14 protein-coding genes and 2 tRNA genes are annotated in these 17,003 nt (G+C 68.0%); 13 read left to right on the forward strand and 3 right to left on the reverse strand.

Annotation, left to right across the window (positions count from 1 at the left end; all coding sequences use genetic code 11):
- The first annotated feature begins 136 nt into the window (after positions 1–136).
- The 6 genes from AC0J5J_RS11465 to AC0J5J_RS11490 all read left to right on the forward strand — a co-directional run bounded on the left by AC0J5J_RS11465 (position 137) and on the right by AC0J5J_RS11490 (position 6,170).
- Positions 137–1,369, forward strand: a complete 1,233-nt coding sequence (locus AC0J5J_RS11465; protein ID WP_134424679.1) for a sugar ABC transporter substrate-binding protein — start codon at positions 137–139, stop codon at positions 1,367–1,369.
- Positions 1,370–1,501: 132 nt separating this feature from the next.
- Complete coding sequence (locus AC0J5J_RS11470) at positions 1,502–3,154, forward strand: ABC transporter permease subunit (protein WP_474898074.1); 1,653 nt, start codon at positions 1,502–1,504, stop codon at positions 3,152–3,154.
- Position 3,155: 1 nt separating this feature from the next.
- Entirely contained in the window at positions 3,156–4,064 is a 909-nt protein-coding gene (locus AC0J5J_RS11475; RefSeq protein WP_134424681.1) for a sugar ABC transporter permease, read from the forward strand.
- Between the two features lie 7 nt (positions 4,065–4,071).
- Entirely contained in the window at positions 4,072–5,904 is a 1,833-nt protein-coding gene (locus AC0J5J_RS11480; RefSeq protein WP_474898075.1) for a glycoside hydrolase family 13 protein, read from the forward strand.
- An 87-nt stretch (positions 5,905–5,991) separates the two neighbouring features.
- A tRNA-Thr gene (locus tag AC0J5J_RS11485) sits at positions 5,992–6,063 on the forward strand.
- Between the two features lie 33 nt (positions 6,064–6,096).
- Positions 6,097–6,170: transfer RNA gene (locus AC0J5J_RS11490), tRNA-Met, on the forward strand.
- A 337-nt stretch (positions 6,171–6,507) separates the two neighbouring features.
- On the opposite strand, the gene AC0J5J_RS11495 is transcribed toward AC0J5J_RS11490, so the two are convergent.
- A complete protein-coding gene (locus AC0J5J_RS11495; RefSeq protein ID WP_474898077.1) occupies positions 6,508–8,226 on the reverse strand; it encodes an ABC1 kinase family protein in 1,719 nt (572 codons plus the stop codon).
- A gap of 154 nt (positions 8,227–8,380) precedes the next feature.
- On the opposite strand from AC0J5J_RS11495, the gene AC0J5J_RS11500 reads away from it, so the two are divergent.
- The gene (locus AC0J5J_RS11500; protein ID WP_474898079.1) at positions 8,381–9,067 is read left to right on the forward strand and encodes an NAD(P)H-hydrate epimerase; all 687 of its coding nucleotides are present in this window, start codon (positions 8,381–8,383) and stop codon (positions 9,065–9,067) included.
- A 172-nt stretch (positions 9,068–9,239) separates the two neighbouring features.
- Positions 9,240–9,419 carry a hypothetical protein gene (locus tag AC0J5J_RS11505; RefSeq protein ID WP_134424684.1) on the forward strand — a complete coding sequence of 60 codons (180 nt, stop codon included), beginning with the start codon at positions 9,240–9,242 and terminating at the stop codon, positions 9,417–9,419.
- Positions 9,420–9,435: 16 nt separating this feature from the next.
- On the opposite strand, the gene AC0J5J_RS11510 is transcribed toward AC0J5J_RS11505, so the two are convergent.
- Positions 9,436–10,146, reverse strand: coding sequence for a FadR/GntR family transcriptional regulator (locus AC0J5J_RS11510; protein WP_474898081.1), 711 nt, complete (start codon positions 10,144–10,146; stop codon positions 9,436–9,438).
- 260 nt (positions 10,147–10,406) lie between these two features.
- Here AC0J5J_RS11510 and AC0J5J_RS11515 point away from each other — a divergent pair, with 260 nt between their 5' ends.
- The 4 genes from AC0J5J_RS11515 (at position 10,407) to AC0J5J_RS11530 (ending at position 14,846) form a co-directional block, all read left to right on the forward strand.
- Positions 10,407–11,318, forward strand: a complete 912-nt coding sequence (locus AC0J5J_RS11515; RefSeq protein WP_474898083.1) for a proline iminopeptidase-family hydrolase — start codon at positions 10,407–10,409, stop codon at positions 11,316–11,318.
- Positions 11,319–11,353: 35 nt separating this feature from the next.
- Complete coding sequence (locus AC0J5J_RS11520; protein WP_474898085.1) at positions 11,354–12,790, forward strand: APC family permease; 1,437 nt, start codon at positions 11,354–11,356, stop codon at positions 12,788–12,790.
- Positions 12,791–12,793: 3 nt separating this feature from the next.
- Complete coding sequence (locus tag AC0J5J_RS11525; RefSeq protein WP_474898087.1) at positions 12,794–13,714, forward strand: acetamidase/formamidase family protein; 921 nt, start codon at positions 12,794–12,796, stop codon at positions 13,712–13,714.
- Positions 13,715–13,865: 151 nt separating this feature from the next.
- Positions 13,866–14,846, forward strand: coding sequence for a DMT family transporter (locus AC0J5J_RS11530; RefSeq protein ID WP_474898089.1), 981 nt, complete (start codon positions 13,866–13,868; stop codon positions 14,844–14,846).
- Between the two features lie 17 nt (positions 14,847–14,863).
- Here AC0J5J_RS11530 and AC0J5J_RS11535 read toward each other — a convergent pair whose 3' ends face one another.
- Positions 14,864–15,802, reverse strand: a complete 939-nt coding sequence (locus AC0J5J_RS11535) for an ornithine cyclodeaminase family protein (RefSeq protein WP_134424686.1) — start codon at positions 15,800–15,802, stop codon at positions 14,864–14,866.
- Positions 15,803–16,090: 288 nt separating this feature from the next.
- Here AC0J5J_RS11535 and AC0J5J_RS11540 point away from each other — a divergent pair, with 288 nt between their 5' ends.
- Positions 16,091–17,002, forward strand: a complete 912-nt coding sequence (locus tag AC0J5J_RS11540; RefSeq protein ID WP_134424687.1) for a PfkB family carbohydrate kinase — start codon at positions 16,091–16,093, stop codon at positions 17,000–17,002.
- The last annotated feature ends 1 nt before the right edge of the window (position 17,003 follow it).

The following is a 17,003-nucleotide window of genomic DNA, read 5'->3' on the forward strand; positions in this document are numbered from 1 at the left end:
CGTTTGCATGGCTTCTGACTTAAACGAACTCTACAAAATTTGGATGACTCTTCGCACTTGAGTTGTCAATCAATTGGGTAATGGCAATAATGTAAACGCTTGCACAATTGTCCATGTCCTTATGAAAGGCACACCAATGATGGTGAATAAGAAAGGCCTCCTGGCTGCTGGCGCAGTCGCGGTCGCCGCGTCCCTCGCACTGGCCGGCTGCTCCGGTGGTTCGACCTCCGATGACTCCAAGGCCGCCTCCGGGTCCGAAACGCTGACCGTCTGGGTCGACGCCGACCGCGCGGCGGTCCTCAAGGAGGCGGCAGCCGCCTTCACGAAGGAGTCCGGCGTCACGGTCAAGCTCGTGCAGAAGGACTTCGCGAAGATCCAGGAAGAGTTCATCGCCCAGGTCCCCACCGACAAGGGCCCCGATGTGACGATCGCCGCCCACGACTGGCTGGGTAACTTCGTCAGCAACGGCGTCGTGCAGCCGGTCGAACTCGGCGACACCGCGACCGACTTCCAGCAGGTGGCCGTCACGGCCATGAGCGTCGAGGGCAAGACCTACGGCGTGCCGTACTCGGTCGAGAGCATCGCCCTCCTGCGCAACACGGCCCTCGCGCCGACCGCCCCCGCCACCTACGACGACATGATCGCCGCCGGCACAGCAGCCGGTACGGAGTTCCCGTTCCTCGTGCAGGTCGGACCGGAGTCCGACCCGTACCACCTGTACCCGTTCCAGACCTCCTTCGGCGCCCCCGTCTTCGGCACCAACGACGACGGCAGCTACAACGCCGCGGACCTCTCCATCGGCAACGCCGGCGGCGAGGCCTACGCGGCCTGGCTCGCCAAGGAGGGCGCAGCCGGCCACCTGAGCGTGAACGTCACCAGCGACATCGCCAAGGAGAAGTTCAACGCCGGTGCGTCGCCGTTCCTGATCACCGGCCCGTGGAACGTGCCGGATGCCCAGAAGGCGGGCATCGACGTGGCCATCGACCCGATCCCGAGTGCCGGTGGCTCGCCCGCGCAGCCGTTCGTCGGTGTGCAGGGCTTCGTCGTCAGCGCCAAGTCCAAGAACGCCCTCGCGGCGAACGAGTTCCTGGTGAACTACATCGGTTCCGAAAAGGTGCAGACCGAGCTCTACGAGATCGGCGGCCGCGCACCGGCCCTGACCTCCGCATTCGAGGCTGCCAGCTCCGACCCGATCACCGCCGGCTTCGGCGCTGTCGCGGCCGAGGCCGTGCCCATGCCCAGCATCCCGCAGATGGGTAAGGTCTGGCAGTTCTGGGGCGTCACCGAGGCCGCGATCATCACGGGCGCCGGAGACTCCACGCAGCTGTGGCAGAAGATGACGGCCGACATCCAGGCCGCCATCAAGTAACACGCTCCACCTTCGCAGTTCTGAGGCTGCCCCGGTCTCTTCGGTCCGGGGCAGCCTCCTGCGAAAGAACCACGCACCACCCCGCGCCATCGCGCAACCCGGCACGACCAGAACGGCAGAGAGCGGACGAAGATGACCAGCACAGGCACTGAGCAGGGCGAAGCGACGGTCCCCCCCCAGGGCCCGGACGAGAAGCCGGTCCCGCAGTCCTCGCGCTCGAGACGGGCCGCCCGCGTGGCGGAGGCGGCATCCGCCGGGGTGAAGGTTCTCCTGGTCAAGATCGCGTTGCTCTCCATCGTGGACGCGATCAGCGTCTACGCGCTGATGGTGCTGTTCCTCCGTGAGGACTGGCTGGTCTTCGGCGCGGTACTGGTCGTGACCCTGATCGTCAACTGGATCTACTTCAGCCGGGCCAAGCTGCCCGCCAAATACCTCGCACCCGGCCTGATCTTCCTGCTCATCTTCCAGGTCTTCGTCATCGGGTACACCGGCTACATCGCCTTCACCAACTACGGCACCGGCCACAACAGCGACAAGCCGGACGCGGTCAACGCCCTGATCGTCTCGTCCCAGCAGCGCGTGCCCGACTCGCCCACCTACGACCTCACCGTGGTCGAACGGCTCGGCATGTACAGCTTCCTGGTCACCGACCCCGACGGCGAGATCAGCGTCGGAGGCACGGATGCCCCGCTCAGCCCGGTCACCGACGCAACCGTCGACGACAGCGGCAAGGCCCTGGAACTTCCCGGCTACACCAGCCTCGCGTTCTCCGACATCGTCGCCAACCAGGAAGCCATCGCGGCCCTCTCGGTGCCGCTCTCCGACGACCCCAACGACGGCACCCTGCGCACGCCCGACGGCTCGAGCGCCTACCTGTACCTCTCCGACCTCGTCTACGACGAAGCGGCCGGCACCATGACCAACACCACCACCAACGTCGTCTACACCGACAACGGTGAGACCGGCTCGTTCGTCGCCGCCGACGGAACCGAGCTGCTGCCCGGCTGGAAGGTGAACGTGGGTCTGGCGAACTTCGCCGAGGCCTTCGGTTCCGAATCGATCCGCGGCCCGCTGATCAGCGTGACCCTCTGGACCTTCGCCTTCGCCTTCCTTTCGGTTCTGACCACGTTCGCGCTGGGCCTGTTCCTGGCGATCGTGTTCAACAACCTGCGGATGCGGGGCCGCAACTTCTACCGCGTGGTCCTGATCCTCCCGTATGCGTTCCCGGCGTTCCTGTCGGCGCTGGTTTGGGCGGGCATGCTCAACCCCCAGTTCGGCTTCGTGAACCAGGTGCTGTTCGGCGGTGCGGAGATTCCCTGGTTGACCAACGAGTGGCTGGCGAAATTCAGCATCATCTTCGTGAACCTGTGGCTGGGCTTCCCCTATATGTTCCTGGTCTGCACGGGGGCGCTGCAATCGATCCCGGAGGAAATCCAGGAGGCCGCCACCGTCGACGGCGCCAGAAGCGGTCAGATCTTCCGCCTGATCAAGCTGCCGCTGCTGCTGGTCTCCGTCGCACCCCTGTTGATCTCGTCGTTCGCGTTCAACTTCAACAACTTCAACCTGATCTACATGCTCACCAACGGTGGTCCCCGGGACGTCACGGCCGGGGTGAACGTGGGCGCCACGGACATCCTGATCTCGATGGTCTACAAGGTGGCCTTCGTGGGGGCGAGCCGGGACTACGGTCTCGCCAGCGCGTTCTCGATCATCATCTTCCTGCTGGTCGCGATCGTGTCGATCATCAGCTTCAAACAGACCAAGGCGCTAGAGGAGTTGAACTGAGATGCGGATTGCAGCCCCCGACACCAGCGACCGGTACATCCCGACCAAACGACCGTTCAACCTGCGCAAGTGGTTCTTCGACACCGGATGGCGCCACCTGGTCGGCGCCGTCATGGTCGTCTTCTGCTCCTTCCCGCTGCTCTACGTATTGTCGGCGTCCCTGCACCCGGGCGGCACCCTGATCACCGCCAACGGCCTGTTCAGCGAGATCAACCTGGGTAGCTACGAGACCCTGTTCAACCTGCCGCAGCAGCCGTACGCGGACTGGTACGGCAACACACTCCTGATCGGCACCATCACCTCGCTGTGCACCGTGTTCCTCGGGGCGCTGGCCGCGTATTCCTTCTCGCGCATGCGCTTCTCCGGCCGCCGCGCCGGGCTGCTGATGCTCGTGCTGGTGCAGATGTTTCCGCAGCTGCTCGCGGTTGTGGCGATCTTCCTGCTGCTGAACGGCATCTCCGACATCTTCCCGCTGATCGGGCTCGACTCGCAGATCGGCCTGATCATGGTCTATCTGGGCGGCGCGCTCGGCGTGAACACCTACCTGATGTACGGCTTCTTCAACACGATCCCGGCGTCGATCGACGAGGCCGCGAAGATCGACGGCGCCGGGCACGCCCGCATCTTCTTCACGATCATCCTGCGCCTCGTCGCGCCGATCCTCGCCGTGGTGGGGCTGCTCTCCTTCGTGGGCACGACCAACGAGTTCGTGATCGCCAGCATCGTGCTCATCACGCCCGAGAAGCAGACGCTCGCGGTGGGCCTCTACCAGTTCGTGTCCCAGGAGTTCTCCAGCAACTACTCTGTCTTCGCGGCCGGCGCCGTGCTCGCGGCACTGCCCGTGATGGCCCTGTTCCTGTGGCTGCAGAAGTACATCGTGGGCGGGCTGACCGCCGGATCGGTGAAGTAGGGCGCGCATGCTCCCGCACCACGACGGGTCGCCGCTCTACGTCTCCGACCAGGCCCCCCGACCGGGCGACACCGTTCGGGTTCGGGTGCGGGTGCCGGAGGCGTGGGGTGCCGCGGCATCCGTGCACGTGCGCTCGACGCCCGACCGGGAGCCGCGCTTCCACGAGGCCCGGCCGCTCGGCGCGTCGGACGGCTGGCAGTGGTGGGAGGCCGAGGTCGAGATCCTGAACCCGGCCAACGGCTACCGGTTCCTGATCACCCGGGCCGACGGCAGCCACTGGTGGCTGAACGCCGCGGGGCTCTTCCCTTTCGAGACCCTCGACGCCGAGGACTTCACGCTGCTCAGCTACCCGGCCCCGCCGGACTGGGCCGCCGCGACGGTGATGTACCAGATCTTCCCGGACCGGTTCGGGCGCTCCCCGGCCGCCGCGCTGCGTGAGACGCCCGCCTGGGCCGTGCCCGCAGCCTGGGGGGACCCGGTGGCGACGGGCCAGCCGGCCCGCTCGCGCCAGTTCTACGGCGGCGACCTCGACGGCATCGTGGCTCACCTGGATCATCTCGAACGGCTCGGCGTGACGCTGCTCTACCTGACGCCCGTGTTCCCGGCCGGGTCGAGCCACCGCTACGACGCGGAAAGCTTCGACCGGGTCGACCCGGCGCTGGGCGGCGACGCCGCCCTCGTGCGGCTGGTCGAGGCCACGCACGCGCGAGGCTTCAAGGTCATCGGCGACCTCACCTCCAACCACTCCGGCAACCGGCACGAGTGGTTCCGGGCCGCGCTGCATACCCCGGATGCCGCCGAGAGCGCCTTCTACTACTGGCTCGACGAGCAGAACGAGCGCTACGCCTCCTGGCTCGACGTTCCCGAGCTGCCGAAGTTCAACTGGTCGTCGACCGAGTTGCGCCGCCGCTTCATCGACGGACCGGGCTCGGTGGTCGCACGGTGGCTGCGGGCCCCGTTCCACCTCGACGGCTGGCGCATCGACGTGGCGAACATGACCGGCCGCCTGCAGGGGGAAGACCTGAACGCCCTGGTGCGGCAGACCATCCGTCGCACCATGATCGCGGAGAACCCAAACACGATCCTGCTCGGCGAGTCGACCAACGACGCCTCCGCGGACTTCCAGGGTGACGGCTGGCACGGCGCGATGACGTACACGACATTCACCCGCCCGGTGTGGAGCTGGCTCTCGAAACCCGGCAGCCCCTCCTCGTTCTTCGGGCTGCCCTACGGCACCATCCCGCAGACCGATGGGCGGGAGTTCGTCGACGCCCACCTCCGGTTCACCGCCGGCTACCCATGGCGCACCCGGCTGGCCACCATGAACGCGCTCGACACGCACGACACGCCCCGGTTCCGCACCCACGCCATCGACGGGGGAGTGGCCGTGGCGTTCGGGTTGAGCGCGACCCTGCCGGGCATCCCGGTGGTCTTCGCCGGCGACGAGTTCGGCCTGATCGGCATCGACGGTGAGGGCTCGCGCACGCCGATGCCCTGGGACACGGCGGACGAACCCGAGGTGGCCGCCACGATCGACCTGTACGCGGCGCTGATCCACCTGCGCACCGCCCACCCGGCCCTGAACGGCGGCGGGATGCGCTGGGTGCACGTGGGCGCGGACGTGCTCGTCTACGTGCGCGAGTGCGCCGAGGAGTCCGTACTGCTGGTCGCGGCCCGCGCCGCCGGCGCGGTGACCCTGCCTGCCGGGGCCGTGGCGGGGGAGCCGACCCGGCTCCTGGGTGACGCCGCCGTCAGCATGGTGGGCGGCGGCATCCGGGTCGAAACGGCCGGCCCGAGCTTCACCGCGTGGGCGCTGCCGGGGGTTGACGTCCCGGATTGAGCCGTGCGGTCATCGGGCCGCCCAACTTGGTGATAATATTTACCGGTTGCCGAAATGCGGCTTAGTTTTCGCTCACGCGGATGCTTCGCCCCCTTAGCTCATTGGTAGAGCACTTCCTTGGTAAGGAAGAGGTAGTGGGTCCGATTCCCACAGGGGGCTCTGGCTTGGAAGCTCTTGCAGCCGACAGGTCGTGGCGGGGTAGCTCAGTTGGTTAGAGCACACGGCTCATAATCGTGGTGTCGCGGGTTCAATTCCCGCTCCCGCTACACATAAAGGCCCTTTGACCAGGAATTCTACCGGTCACGGGGCCTTTCTTCTTTCGGATGCAACCCGGTTCCGCCGGCACGCGGACACACTCCGTCTCCGGGTGCCCGTGAACGGACAACGGGCCCCGGGACGAAGCGAACTGGGCGAACTCGTCTGCTGACGCTCGGTGGTGCCAGAGAGAACGAAACACGCCGCAGATCACAAGTACTTCCATAACTAAGACGGTCCGTGGCGACCGTTCGTCACGCCGAGGCCCGAAATAGTCGCCGAACAGCTCGCCTCACGCGAGGTCGTCGTCGTTTCGGGTTGCGGTCAGCAGTCGACGGATGCCCGGCGTCACCGGCGGCTGCGGGTCACCAGCGCGCCGACGGACGCCGAGGCCAGCAGCACGACAGAGCCGACTCCCAGGCTGACCCCGGCCGTCACCGTGCTGATCAGGCCGGGGTCTGCCGGCGCGGGAGCGGTCAGGTAGACCAGCGACATCACGCCGGCTGCCCCGCCGACCAGGGTCAGCAGGCTCTGCCGCACCAGTCCGGTGAGCAGCCGTCGATCGCTCGGGTCCGCGAGCAGCCGCACATTGACGTTGAGCGTGCCCATCTCGAGGGCCTGCCCGATCTGGTCGAAGCGCCGCGGGAGCCGGCGCACGCTGGGGAGCAGCGCCAGCAGCTCGGTGGTCAGCAGCTCGCGCACGTTGGCCGGCGCCATCTGGTCGCGGATCTGCACGCTCGCCAGTGCGCGGGACTCCTCGAGCAGGTCGAACTCCGGCATCGTGGAGCGCAGGGTGCCCTCGAGCACGGCGAACGCCCGCGCGGCCGACACGAGCTCGGCCGGGATGCCCACGCCGTAGCGGGTGAGGATGGCCACCAGTACGTCGACCGTCAGCACGCTGACGCGCGCTCCCGGCCCCAGCTCGAAAGTGATGAACGCGCTCAGTTCGCGGCGGAACGCCTTCTCGTCGGCGCCCGCCCGCAGCGGGGCGAGTGCGAGGAGCCCGTCGGCGATGAGCTGGGTGTCGGACTGCAGGTAGGCGATCAGCAGTTCCTGGATCGCCTCCCGCAGCTGCAGGTCGAGCCGGCCCACCGACCCGAAGTCGACCAGGGCAGGTGTGCCGTCCGCCAGGAGCATGATGTTGCCGGGGTGCAGGTCGGCGTGGAAGACACCGTCGAAGACGATCTGGCGCACGAAAGCGCTGAGCACCGTGCGCATCGCGGCGCCGAGATCGGCGCGCGGGGCGTCGGGCTTCTCGTTCAGGTCGCTGAACGTGTCCCCGACGAGGTATTCCATCACGAGCACACGATCGCTGGACAGCGACTCGAACAGCTCGGGGAAGCGCAGCTCGCCGGCCCGCGGGCTGCGCAGCTGGAGGGCGCGCATGGCCGATAGGTTCAGGGCCTCCAAACGGAAGTCCAGCTGGCGCACGAGGTCGGCGGCGTAGTCCTCCGCGGCCGCCTTGATGCCCAGGGTCCTGGCCTGTGGCGACGTGAGGCTCATCACGTTCGTCACCCGCAGGGCGATGGCCACGTCGCGCCGCAGTTCGGGCACGATGCCGGGCCGCTGCACCTTGACCGCCACGACCGTGCCGTTCAGCAGCGTGGCGCGGTGAACCTGGCCGATCGAGGCCGCGGCGATCGGGTCGGGATCGAACTCGGCGAAGACGCCGGCGAGCGGGCCGCCGAACTCGTCCTCCAGCATCCGTTCGACCTCGTCCCAGGGGGCCGGTTGCACGCTCTGCTGCAACTGCGCGAGGGCCGTGACGAACTCCGGCGGCAGAAAGTCGGAGCGGGTGGAGAGCAGCTGGCCCATCTTGACGAAGGCGCCACCGGCCTCCTCCAGCGCGGCGCGCAGGCCCTCGGCCTGCACTGCGCGAACGGATGCCCCACTCGGGTTGGTCGTGAAGTCGAGCCGCCGCACCGGCAACAGCCCGTTCTTGCGGGCGATGCGCACGAGCTCGGCGAAGCGCCGCCCGCGCTGCAGGAACGGCCGAGGCAGGGCCGGACGGCTCCGCTCGGCGGCCAGGGTCAGTTTCGGAATGGTGATACCGCGTGCGCCGGCCACTGTTTCAGCTTTCTTGTCGCGCGCCGGCCGGAATGGCGGACGATCAGGACTCCAGCATGCCCGGTCCGGATGGGAGACGGGTGCGAAACGCCTGCCCGGACCAGATCGGGGCCGGAGACGTGAGTCGTGCCGGCCCGGGGCGTACTCTGACCACGTGAAAACGTACACCGCCGCCCAGATGCGCGAGGCCGAGGCTCCTTTCCTGGCGGCGGGCGTGCCGTTGATGAATCGGGCGTCGGCCGCGCTCGCCGCGGAGACGGCGGCGCTGCTCGAGACGCGCGGGGGAGTGTCGGGCGCGCGGCTGCTGGTGCTCGCCGGGGCCGGGAACAACGGCGGTGACGCGCTGCACGCGGCAGCGCTGCTCGCCGGGCAGGGCGCACGGGTGACGATCGTGCCCACGGCGTCGCAGGTGCACGCGGCCGGGCTCGCCGCGGCGCTCGCGGCCGGCGCGGCGCTGCTGTCGCAGGACGAAACGGATGCCGTGCTGGCCGGCGCGGCACGGGCATCCGTTGTGATCCTGGACGGAATCCTCGGCACCGGAACGAGCGACAGCCCGGCGCTGCGCGGGCGAGCCCGGCAGACCGTGGCGGCGATTCTGCCGGTGCTGCACGGCCGCGCCGCGCCCCTGGTGGTGGCCGTCGACCTGCCCAGCGGGATCGGGGTCGACGACGGCGCCGTGCCGGACCCCGTCGTGCTGCCCGCGGACCTGACGGTGACCTTCGGCGGTTGCAAGTCCGGTCTGCTGCGGGAGCCTGCTGCGAGCCTGGCCGGGCGCATCGCGGTGGCCGACATCGGCATCGGCGAGGAGCTCGAGCGGATCGCGGCCCGGGATCGCGGGTAGGCCGCTCGCTGCGCAGTGTCTGCACGTTGACCGCTCGGTGTCCGGTCGGACTAGGGCGGCGGCACTTTCTGTGCGGTTTCCAAGGTCGCCGGCGTTGTGTTCTCCGCGGCCCGGAGTCTCAATGGAGGGTAGTCATTTCCCTGCACCGAGAGCGACAGAGGGGGTCGACACCGTGGTCAAAGTTCCGCTGGCGCTGTTCATCGTCGTGGTCGGGATGTTCCAGACCCCCGCCGGGTTGTGGCCGTTCCTCGTGGTCCCGATGTGGCTGGTCTGGGAGATCCCCCTCATGGTCAGGCAGCTGCAGTTCACGCGCGCCGTGGAGCGCGACTGGGAGCAGCTCGTCGACCGCTGACGCCGGTCTGCGGTACTCAGGCGTCGGGCGCTCCGGCTCTCTGAAGAGCCTCTTCGAGGAGTTCAAGGTCGATGCGGGCGTGCTCGAGGGCGATAGCGCCGGCATCGTCGGGCCGTTGGGAGCAGATCGCGTCGACGAGGTTCTCGTGGTCGGCGAGAGCCCGAAGCTCCATTGCCCGCATCCCGGCGGTCGAACCCCACAGGTGTGCCGGAGCGGCAATGCTGACCCGGGACTCCAACTCGAACAACACGGACTGCAGGGTGTCATTGTGGGCGGCCGCGCAGATCGCGATGTGGAGCAGCTCATCCGCGTGCTGGGACGGCGGGCCTGATTCGGCCTCCCGGAACACAGCCAGGCACTGCTGCAACTGCGTGACATCCTCATCGGTTCGCTTCTCGGCCGCGGCCCGCGCGATTGTGCCCTGAAGGCGACTTACAGCCTCGCAGGTGTCGCGAAGCACTTCCCAGCGTGCCGACAGAGTTCGATGAACGGATGCGTTCGACGACGAGGTCCACTGTTCGCGCACGAATGAGCCGCCGCCCCGGCCACGCTGAGTCTCCAGCATTCCCTGGCTGACGAGGGTGGCGATTGCGGCTCGGACGGTCATCCGGCCGACGCGCAGGGATGCCGCCAATTCCCGCTCGGAGGGCAGTCGTGCGCCCGGCAGGTACTCGCCGATCGCGATCGCCGTGATCAGGCGGTCCGTGATCTCGTCTGCCCGTGTCATAGCGGCCAGGGGAGTGCCCAGAGAGCCGGCGGGGTCCAGGCCCGCGGGGGGTCCCGGAATCGGCTGGCCGACTGTGTGGGGTTGCGGTGCGTCGCCCATGTTGTTCCCTGCCCTCCCTGAATGCCGGCCCCCACTCGGGTGGGTACGTGTCCGGCGTGTAACGCTCATATTAAGACACAAATAATGGTCTTGTTACGAGACCTTTACTCCGCCATGATGATTCTCACCGTCCAACGACGGTCGTGAACCGGGGGAGACCAGTGCCTGATATCAGTACCCGAGCCGTGCCGTTCGGTGCGTGGCAAACCTGGGTTCGCATCACCGAACCCGACCAGCCACGGGCCGGAGCACTGCCCCTTGTCGTGCTGCACGGCGGCCCGGGGATGGCCCATGACTACCTCCGCAACCTCGACGAGCTCGCCGGAAGTGGGCGCACTGTCATCCACTACGACCAGCTCGGCTGCGGCAACAGCACGCACCTGCCTGACGCGCCGGTGGACTTCTGGACACCCCAGCTATTCGTTGACGAGTTCGAGAATCTCATCGCCGCCCTGGGCCTGGCTGACTACCACCTCCTAGGGCAGTCCTGGGGTGGGATGCTCGGCGCCGAGATCGCCACCCGCCGACCGAAAGGGTTGCGCAGCCTGGCCATCTGCAATTCTCCGGCCTCCATGGGCCTCTGGTCTGAGGGTGCAGCCGAACTGCGCGCACTGCTGCCCGAGGAGCTGCAGGCGACGCTCCTCCGGCACGAGGCGGAGGGCACTCTGACGCACCCCGACTATCTGGCCGCGTCCGAAGTCTTTTACCAGCGCCACGTGTGCCGAATCACGCCGGTGCCAGACGACTTCCAGCGGAGCGTCGCCCAGATGGAGGCTGACCCCACCGTCTACCACACCATGAACGGGCCCAACGAGTTTCATGTGGTCGGCACGCTCCGCTCCTGGAGCATCATCGACCGGCTCGATCAGATCGAGGCGGTGACGCTCGTGGTGGCCGGTGAATTCGACGAGGCAACCCCGACCACTTGGCAACCTTTCGTCGACCGCATTCCCGCAGCGACCAGCCACGTCTTCTCCGGCGCCAGCCACTGCAGCCATCTGGAACAGCCCGAGACATTCCGGGCTGTCATCGCCGCGTTCTTGGCCCGGCACGACTCACGGCCCGACCTCTGATGCCCGCCCCGACCCCCAAAAGAAAGAGCACCCCGATGACAGCATCCCCGAGTTCGCCCGAACTCAACGCGCAGGAACAGTTGGAGTCTTTCGGCTACAAACAGCAACTGAAACGATCCGTCTCCACCACCGACCTGCTCATCTACGGTTTGATCTTCATGGTTCCGATCGCCCCCTGGGCCATCTTCGGCACCGTCTACAACGCGTCGGCGGGAATGGTCCCGCTGGTCTACCTGATCGGTCTCATCGCCATGATCTTCACGGCGCTGGCCTATGCGCAGATGGCGAAATCGATCCCCCTGGCCGGTTCGGTCTTCTCCTACGTCGGCCGGGGGATCCACCCCACGGCGGGATTCTTTGCCGGCTGGGCCATTCTGCTCGATTACCTGCTCGTTCCTACCCTGCTCTACGTGTTCGCCGCCGAGTCGATGATCGGGATCTTCCCTGACTCCCCGAGGTGGGTGTGGGCCCTTCTCTTCGTCGGCATCAACACCGTGATCAACCTTTTGGGTATCACCTCCATCAAGCGGATGAACCGGGTCTTCCTGGCGATCGAACTCGTGTTCGTCGTGATCTTTGTGATCATCGCCGTGACCGCGCTGACCAACGGCTCGGTTCCCGGCGCCGAATTCACGATCCTCCCGCTCTGGGACGCGAGCGCCGTGACCGGGCCGCTGATCGCATCCGCTCTTTCGATCGCCGTGCTGAGTTTTCTCGGTTTCGACGGCATCTCCACCATGGCCGAGGAATCGACCGGCGGACGCAATTCCGCGGGGAAGGCCATGATCACGGCTCTGCTGATCGTCGCATTGCTCTTCATCGTGCAGACTTGGCTGGCCAGCGCTCTCTCGGCTGGACGAGAATCGTTCAGTGACAGTGAAGCCGGCAACGCGTTCTTCACCGTGGTCGAGGCTGCCTCCAGCAGCGGATGGGCTACCGCGTTCTTCGTGGTGAACGTGCTGGCCATCGGAATCGCGAACGCCATGGCCGCTCAGGCCGCGACCTCACGGCTGTTGTTCTCGATGAGTCGGGACCGCCAACTGCCGAAGTTCCTCAGCGAGATCAGCAGCCGTCAGGTTCCTCGAAACGCCATCCTCCTGGTCTCCGGCCTCTCCGCCATCCTCGTGCTGTTCTTCGTGGGCCAGATCGACCTCATCGCGGCGCTGGTCAACTTCGGTGCGCTCTTCGGATTCATGCTGCTGCACCTCTCGGTAATCGTGCACTACATCGTGCGCAAAAAGTCGACGAACTACTTGCTTCACCTGGTGGTGCCGGTGATCGGCTTCCTAATCATTGGCTATGTGCTGCTCAACGCGAGTCCTCTGGCCAAGATTGGTGGCCTGATTTGGCTCGTGCTCGGGGCCGCCGTCTTCCTGTACTACCGGCACACGGGACGCAAGACCGCTCTGGACGGCGAACCTGCCGCCGTTCCGCTCGCGGTACCTGCCACGGGAGAGCGAGCGGGGCTGTAGACCATGGACCACTTTCTGGACAAGAGCCATGGCCAGCCCAGCTTCTCGGCCGACCGCCCGCCTGCCCTCCGCATCGTTCCAGGCACCGGTGAGCGGATCGGCTTCGAGACCAGCGACGAGGTCTACGAGCAGCTGCACTCACATCACGACATGGACAGGCTCACGGTGCAAATTAATCCGGTGACGGGCCCGGTCTACGTCGAGGGAGCCGCACCCGGCGACGCCCTCGCGATCACGATCCACGAGATCCGGCTGAAGAACTGGGGGTGGTCAGTGAGCCTGCCGGGATCGGGCGCCCTGCAGAATGTCATGGGTGAGGGCATGTTCACGCGTCGGGTTCCCATTGACGCGGCCGGCGTGCACGTCACGGACCGCCACGTCTTCGCTCCGCTGCCCATGATTGGGTGCATCGGCACGGCACCCGCAGTGGGCGCGAACTCGACGATTATGCCGTCATACCCCCAGGGCGGAAACATGGACGTCACTGATTGCCGCCCTGGTTCGACGGTCTACCTGCCGGTCATGGTCGAGGGAGCCTACCTGTCGATCGGTGACATCCACGCGATCATGGCCGAAGGCGAGTCGTCTTTCGTGGCGATCGAGGCGGAGGGGATCGCTGTGGTCAGCATCGACCTGGTGAAAGGGAAGGCGCTCCGGGCGCCGCGGGTCGAAACCGAGGGGGAATGGATCTTCGTAGGACTGGGCGACCCGGTGCAGGAGAGCATCACGCGCGGCTATGAAGACATGTTCGTGTTCCTCGTCGAGGACCATGGGTGGGAAGCCGGTGATGCCTACGCGGTCATGAGCGCAGTGGGGCACTCGCGCCTCGGCGGACCGACAGGGTCCGTCGCGCCCGACCCCCTGCATCCGTTCACCGCTGTCGGAGCGGTGACTGTGCACCGGCTGCCCAAGAGCGTGCTCTGACCTGGCGCCGCCACCCAACCCGAACACGAAAGCGGGTGTACCGTCGGTTTGAGTTGCTCAAACCGACGGTACACCCACTCTGGCGGGGCGGGGGTGGGTCGGCTCGATTGGCCATCTGGACTTAACGGATGCGACCCGGGAGCATGGCCCCATGACCAATCTTCCCCGGCTCGGCCGCTACCGCATCGACGCCGTGCTGTTGCTGGTCGCCCTGGTCTGGGGTGGCAGCTACCTTGCCGCCAAGGTGCTCACCGAGCAGGCCAGCGTGGGTGCCGTGCTCGCGCTGCGCTTCCTGGTGGCCGCGTTGGCCCTGGCGCTGATCTGGGCGCTGAGCCGGCCGCGGCGGCCGACCCGCTCCGAGCTGGCCGTGGGCGGGCTGCTCGGACTCACGCAGGCCGCGATCCTCTGGCTGGAAACGGCGGGCGTGGCCGTGACCTCGGCCACGAACGCGGGCCTGATCATCAGTCTGACGATCATCCTCACCCCGATTCTCGAGTCGGTCGCGGCGCGCAACTGGTTGCCGCGCCCGTTCTTCGTTGCCGCGGTGTTCGCCGTCGTCGGGGTGGCGCTGCTGGTGTCCGGCAACGGATTCCGCGCCCCGAACCCGGGTGACCTGCTCATGCTCGCGGCGGCGCTGGTGCGGGCCCTGCACGTCACCATGGTGGGCCGGCTGACCCGGCGCACGGTGGCCGGTCGCCGGCCCGGCATTCTCACGATCACGCTGGTGCAGGCGGCCGTGGGCGCCGTCGTCTTCACCGCAGCGGATGCGCCGGGCACGCTCCGCGCGATCGGCGCCTTCGGCCCTGCCGCCTGGCTCGGCGTGCTCTACCTCGGGCTGGCCTGCAGCGTGTTCGCGTTCCTGGCCCAGACCTGGGCGATCCGGCACACCTCGGCTGCGCGCGCCAGCCTGCTGATGGGCACCGAGCCGATCTGGGCGGTGCTCGTGGGGGTGAGCCTCGGCAGCGAGAGCCTCGGCCTGGTGGCGGTGCTCGGGGCCGGGCTGATCATCGCGGGGACCACCTGGGGGCAGCGGGTGGAGCAGGGGCACCGCCTGCGCGCGGTGCCGGCGCCCGCGGTGCCGGCGCCCGCGGTGCAGGCCCCGCCGCATCCGTCGCCCGCCCTCGTTGACTGAAACCGGCCTGTTCGACGCTACGCGCGGCACTCCGGACTGAAGACGGCCTGGGCGACCACCAGGTCCTGCCAGGACATGCCGGAACTCGTGAACACGCGGGGGCGGGTGTGGTCGACCGCGACCGTGCCGACGAGGATATCCCGCAGCGGCACCAGGGAGGCGGCGTCGATCACACCCTCCCGGAGCGGGATCAGCACGTCGCCGCCCTCCCGGAGAGCCACCTGGCGGTCTTCGACGACGACCTGGGCGCGCCCGATCAGCGCGCTGGGAAGCTCGCGGGCATCGGGCTCGTGCGACCCGACGGCCACAGTGCAGGAGTCCATCGGCACCAGGGAGGCGTCGAACAGCGGCGTGCGGGCGGTGGTGGCGCAGACGATCAGCTGCGCGTCGCCCACGGCGTCGGGGGTGCCGGTCTGCGCGGGCAGACCGCTCGCCATCACCCGCTCGACCAGAGCCTCGGCCCGGCCCGCGTGCCGGCCGACCACGGTGAGCCGGCCGATCCGACGGATGGCCCGCATCGCCTCGACATGGCCCCATGCCTGGGGTCCCGAACCGAACACCACGAGGTGCTCGATCACGGCGGGCGCGAGCAGGTCGGCGACGGCCGCGGACACCGCCGGGGTGCGCAGGGTCGTCAGCGCGACGCCGTCGAGCAGGGCGACCGGGCTGAGCGTGCCGGCATCCATCAACAGGTACAGGCCCTGGATGCGTGGCCGACCGAGCTGCGGGTTGCCGGGCGCGACGGTGGCGACCTTGACGCCCACGAACCCCGCGGACTTCGACGGCATCAGCAGCAGTTGGCCCTGGTCGACGTTCAGGATGCTGCGGCTGAAATCGTGCGCCGGGTCGAGCCCACCGCGTACGGCGGCCTGCAGGGCGCGCACCGCGGCGCCGAAGCCGACGCGGGCGAAGACATCGTCGGCGGAGAACCACGGGGTCGATGCGTCGGAAGCCATGCTCCGACTGTACGTGGCGGGGTAAAGGGGGGCAGGTCACCCCGATGATGTCCTGCCCCCGACGAGGGGTGCTTTCGCTCCGGTCTCATACGGACCCTGCAATCAGGGACTAAGGATCGGTGCTCGGGGAGCAACCCCGCCTGAGGGCGAGCCTACGACCCCTCTGCACCCCGCGAAAGGGGGTGGACAAACCCGGTCGCGTCTGTTCTCATCTGTCGCCACCCCGGCAGCGCGCGAGCCCTAGGCTTGGTGCGACAGGGTTGGTGGCAGGCGCAAGGGAGAGACCGCATGACGGAGCAGAACCTGACGGAGCAGAACCGCGTGGTCGTGGTCGGCGACGCCCTCATCGACGAGATGGTGAGCCCCGGGTCGCACCTGGAATTCCCCGGCGGCGCCGCCCTCAACGTGGCGGTCGGCCTGGCCGTGCTCGGGGTGCCGACCACCCTGATCGCCATGGTCGGTGACGACGCCGACGGTCTCGTCCTGCGCGAGTTCCTCGCCGCCCACGACGTGACCCTGGTGGCCACGCCCGGCCCGTTCGGCAGCTCGCGCGCCACCTCCGACCGCACCGACGGTGAACCCACCTACGCGTTCAACGAGGCCGCCCGGAAGCGCCGCATCGAGTTCGGCCCGGCCGAGCGCGCCGCCCTCGACGAGGCCCGCCTGGTGGTCGTGAGCTGCTTCCCCTTCGACGACACGGCCCAGACGGATGCCTTCATCGCCGCGGTCGCGGACCCGGAGCGACGCCTCGTGATCGACCCGAACCCCCGCGCCGGCATGCTCGCCGACGGTGACCTGTTCGTGGCCAACTTCGAACGCCTCGCTGCCCGGAGCCTCCTCACGAAGGTGGGAGACGAGGACGCCGAGCTGCTCTACCGCAGCACCCTCGATCAGCTGCGGGCGCGGCTGCTGGCCGGCGGCACGCAGACGGTGCTGGCCACGGCCGGGCGCGCGGGGGCATCCGTCGCCACCGTGGACGACGTGCTGGTGACCGAACCGATCGCGACTCTGGCCGGCAGCGTCGTCGACACCATGGGCGCGGGCGACGCCACCCTCGCCTCCAGCGTGCAGACCATGCTGACGCGGGGCGTGCCCACGGATGCCGCCGGCTGGCAGAGTCTGCTGGCCGACGCCATGCTGATCGCAGCGGCCACCTGCCGCAGCGAGGGTGCCCTGCTGCGCGTGCCGACCGCCGGCTGAC

Source organism: Cryobacterium sp. TS_SC_7 (assembly GCF_056156285.1).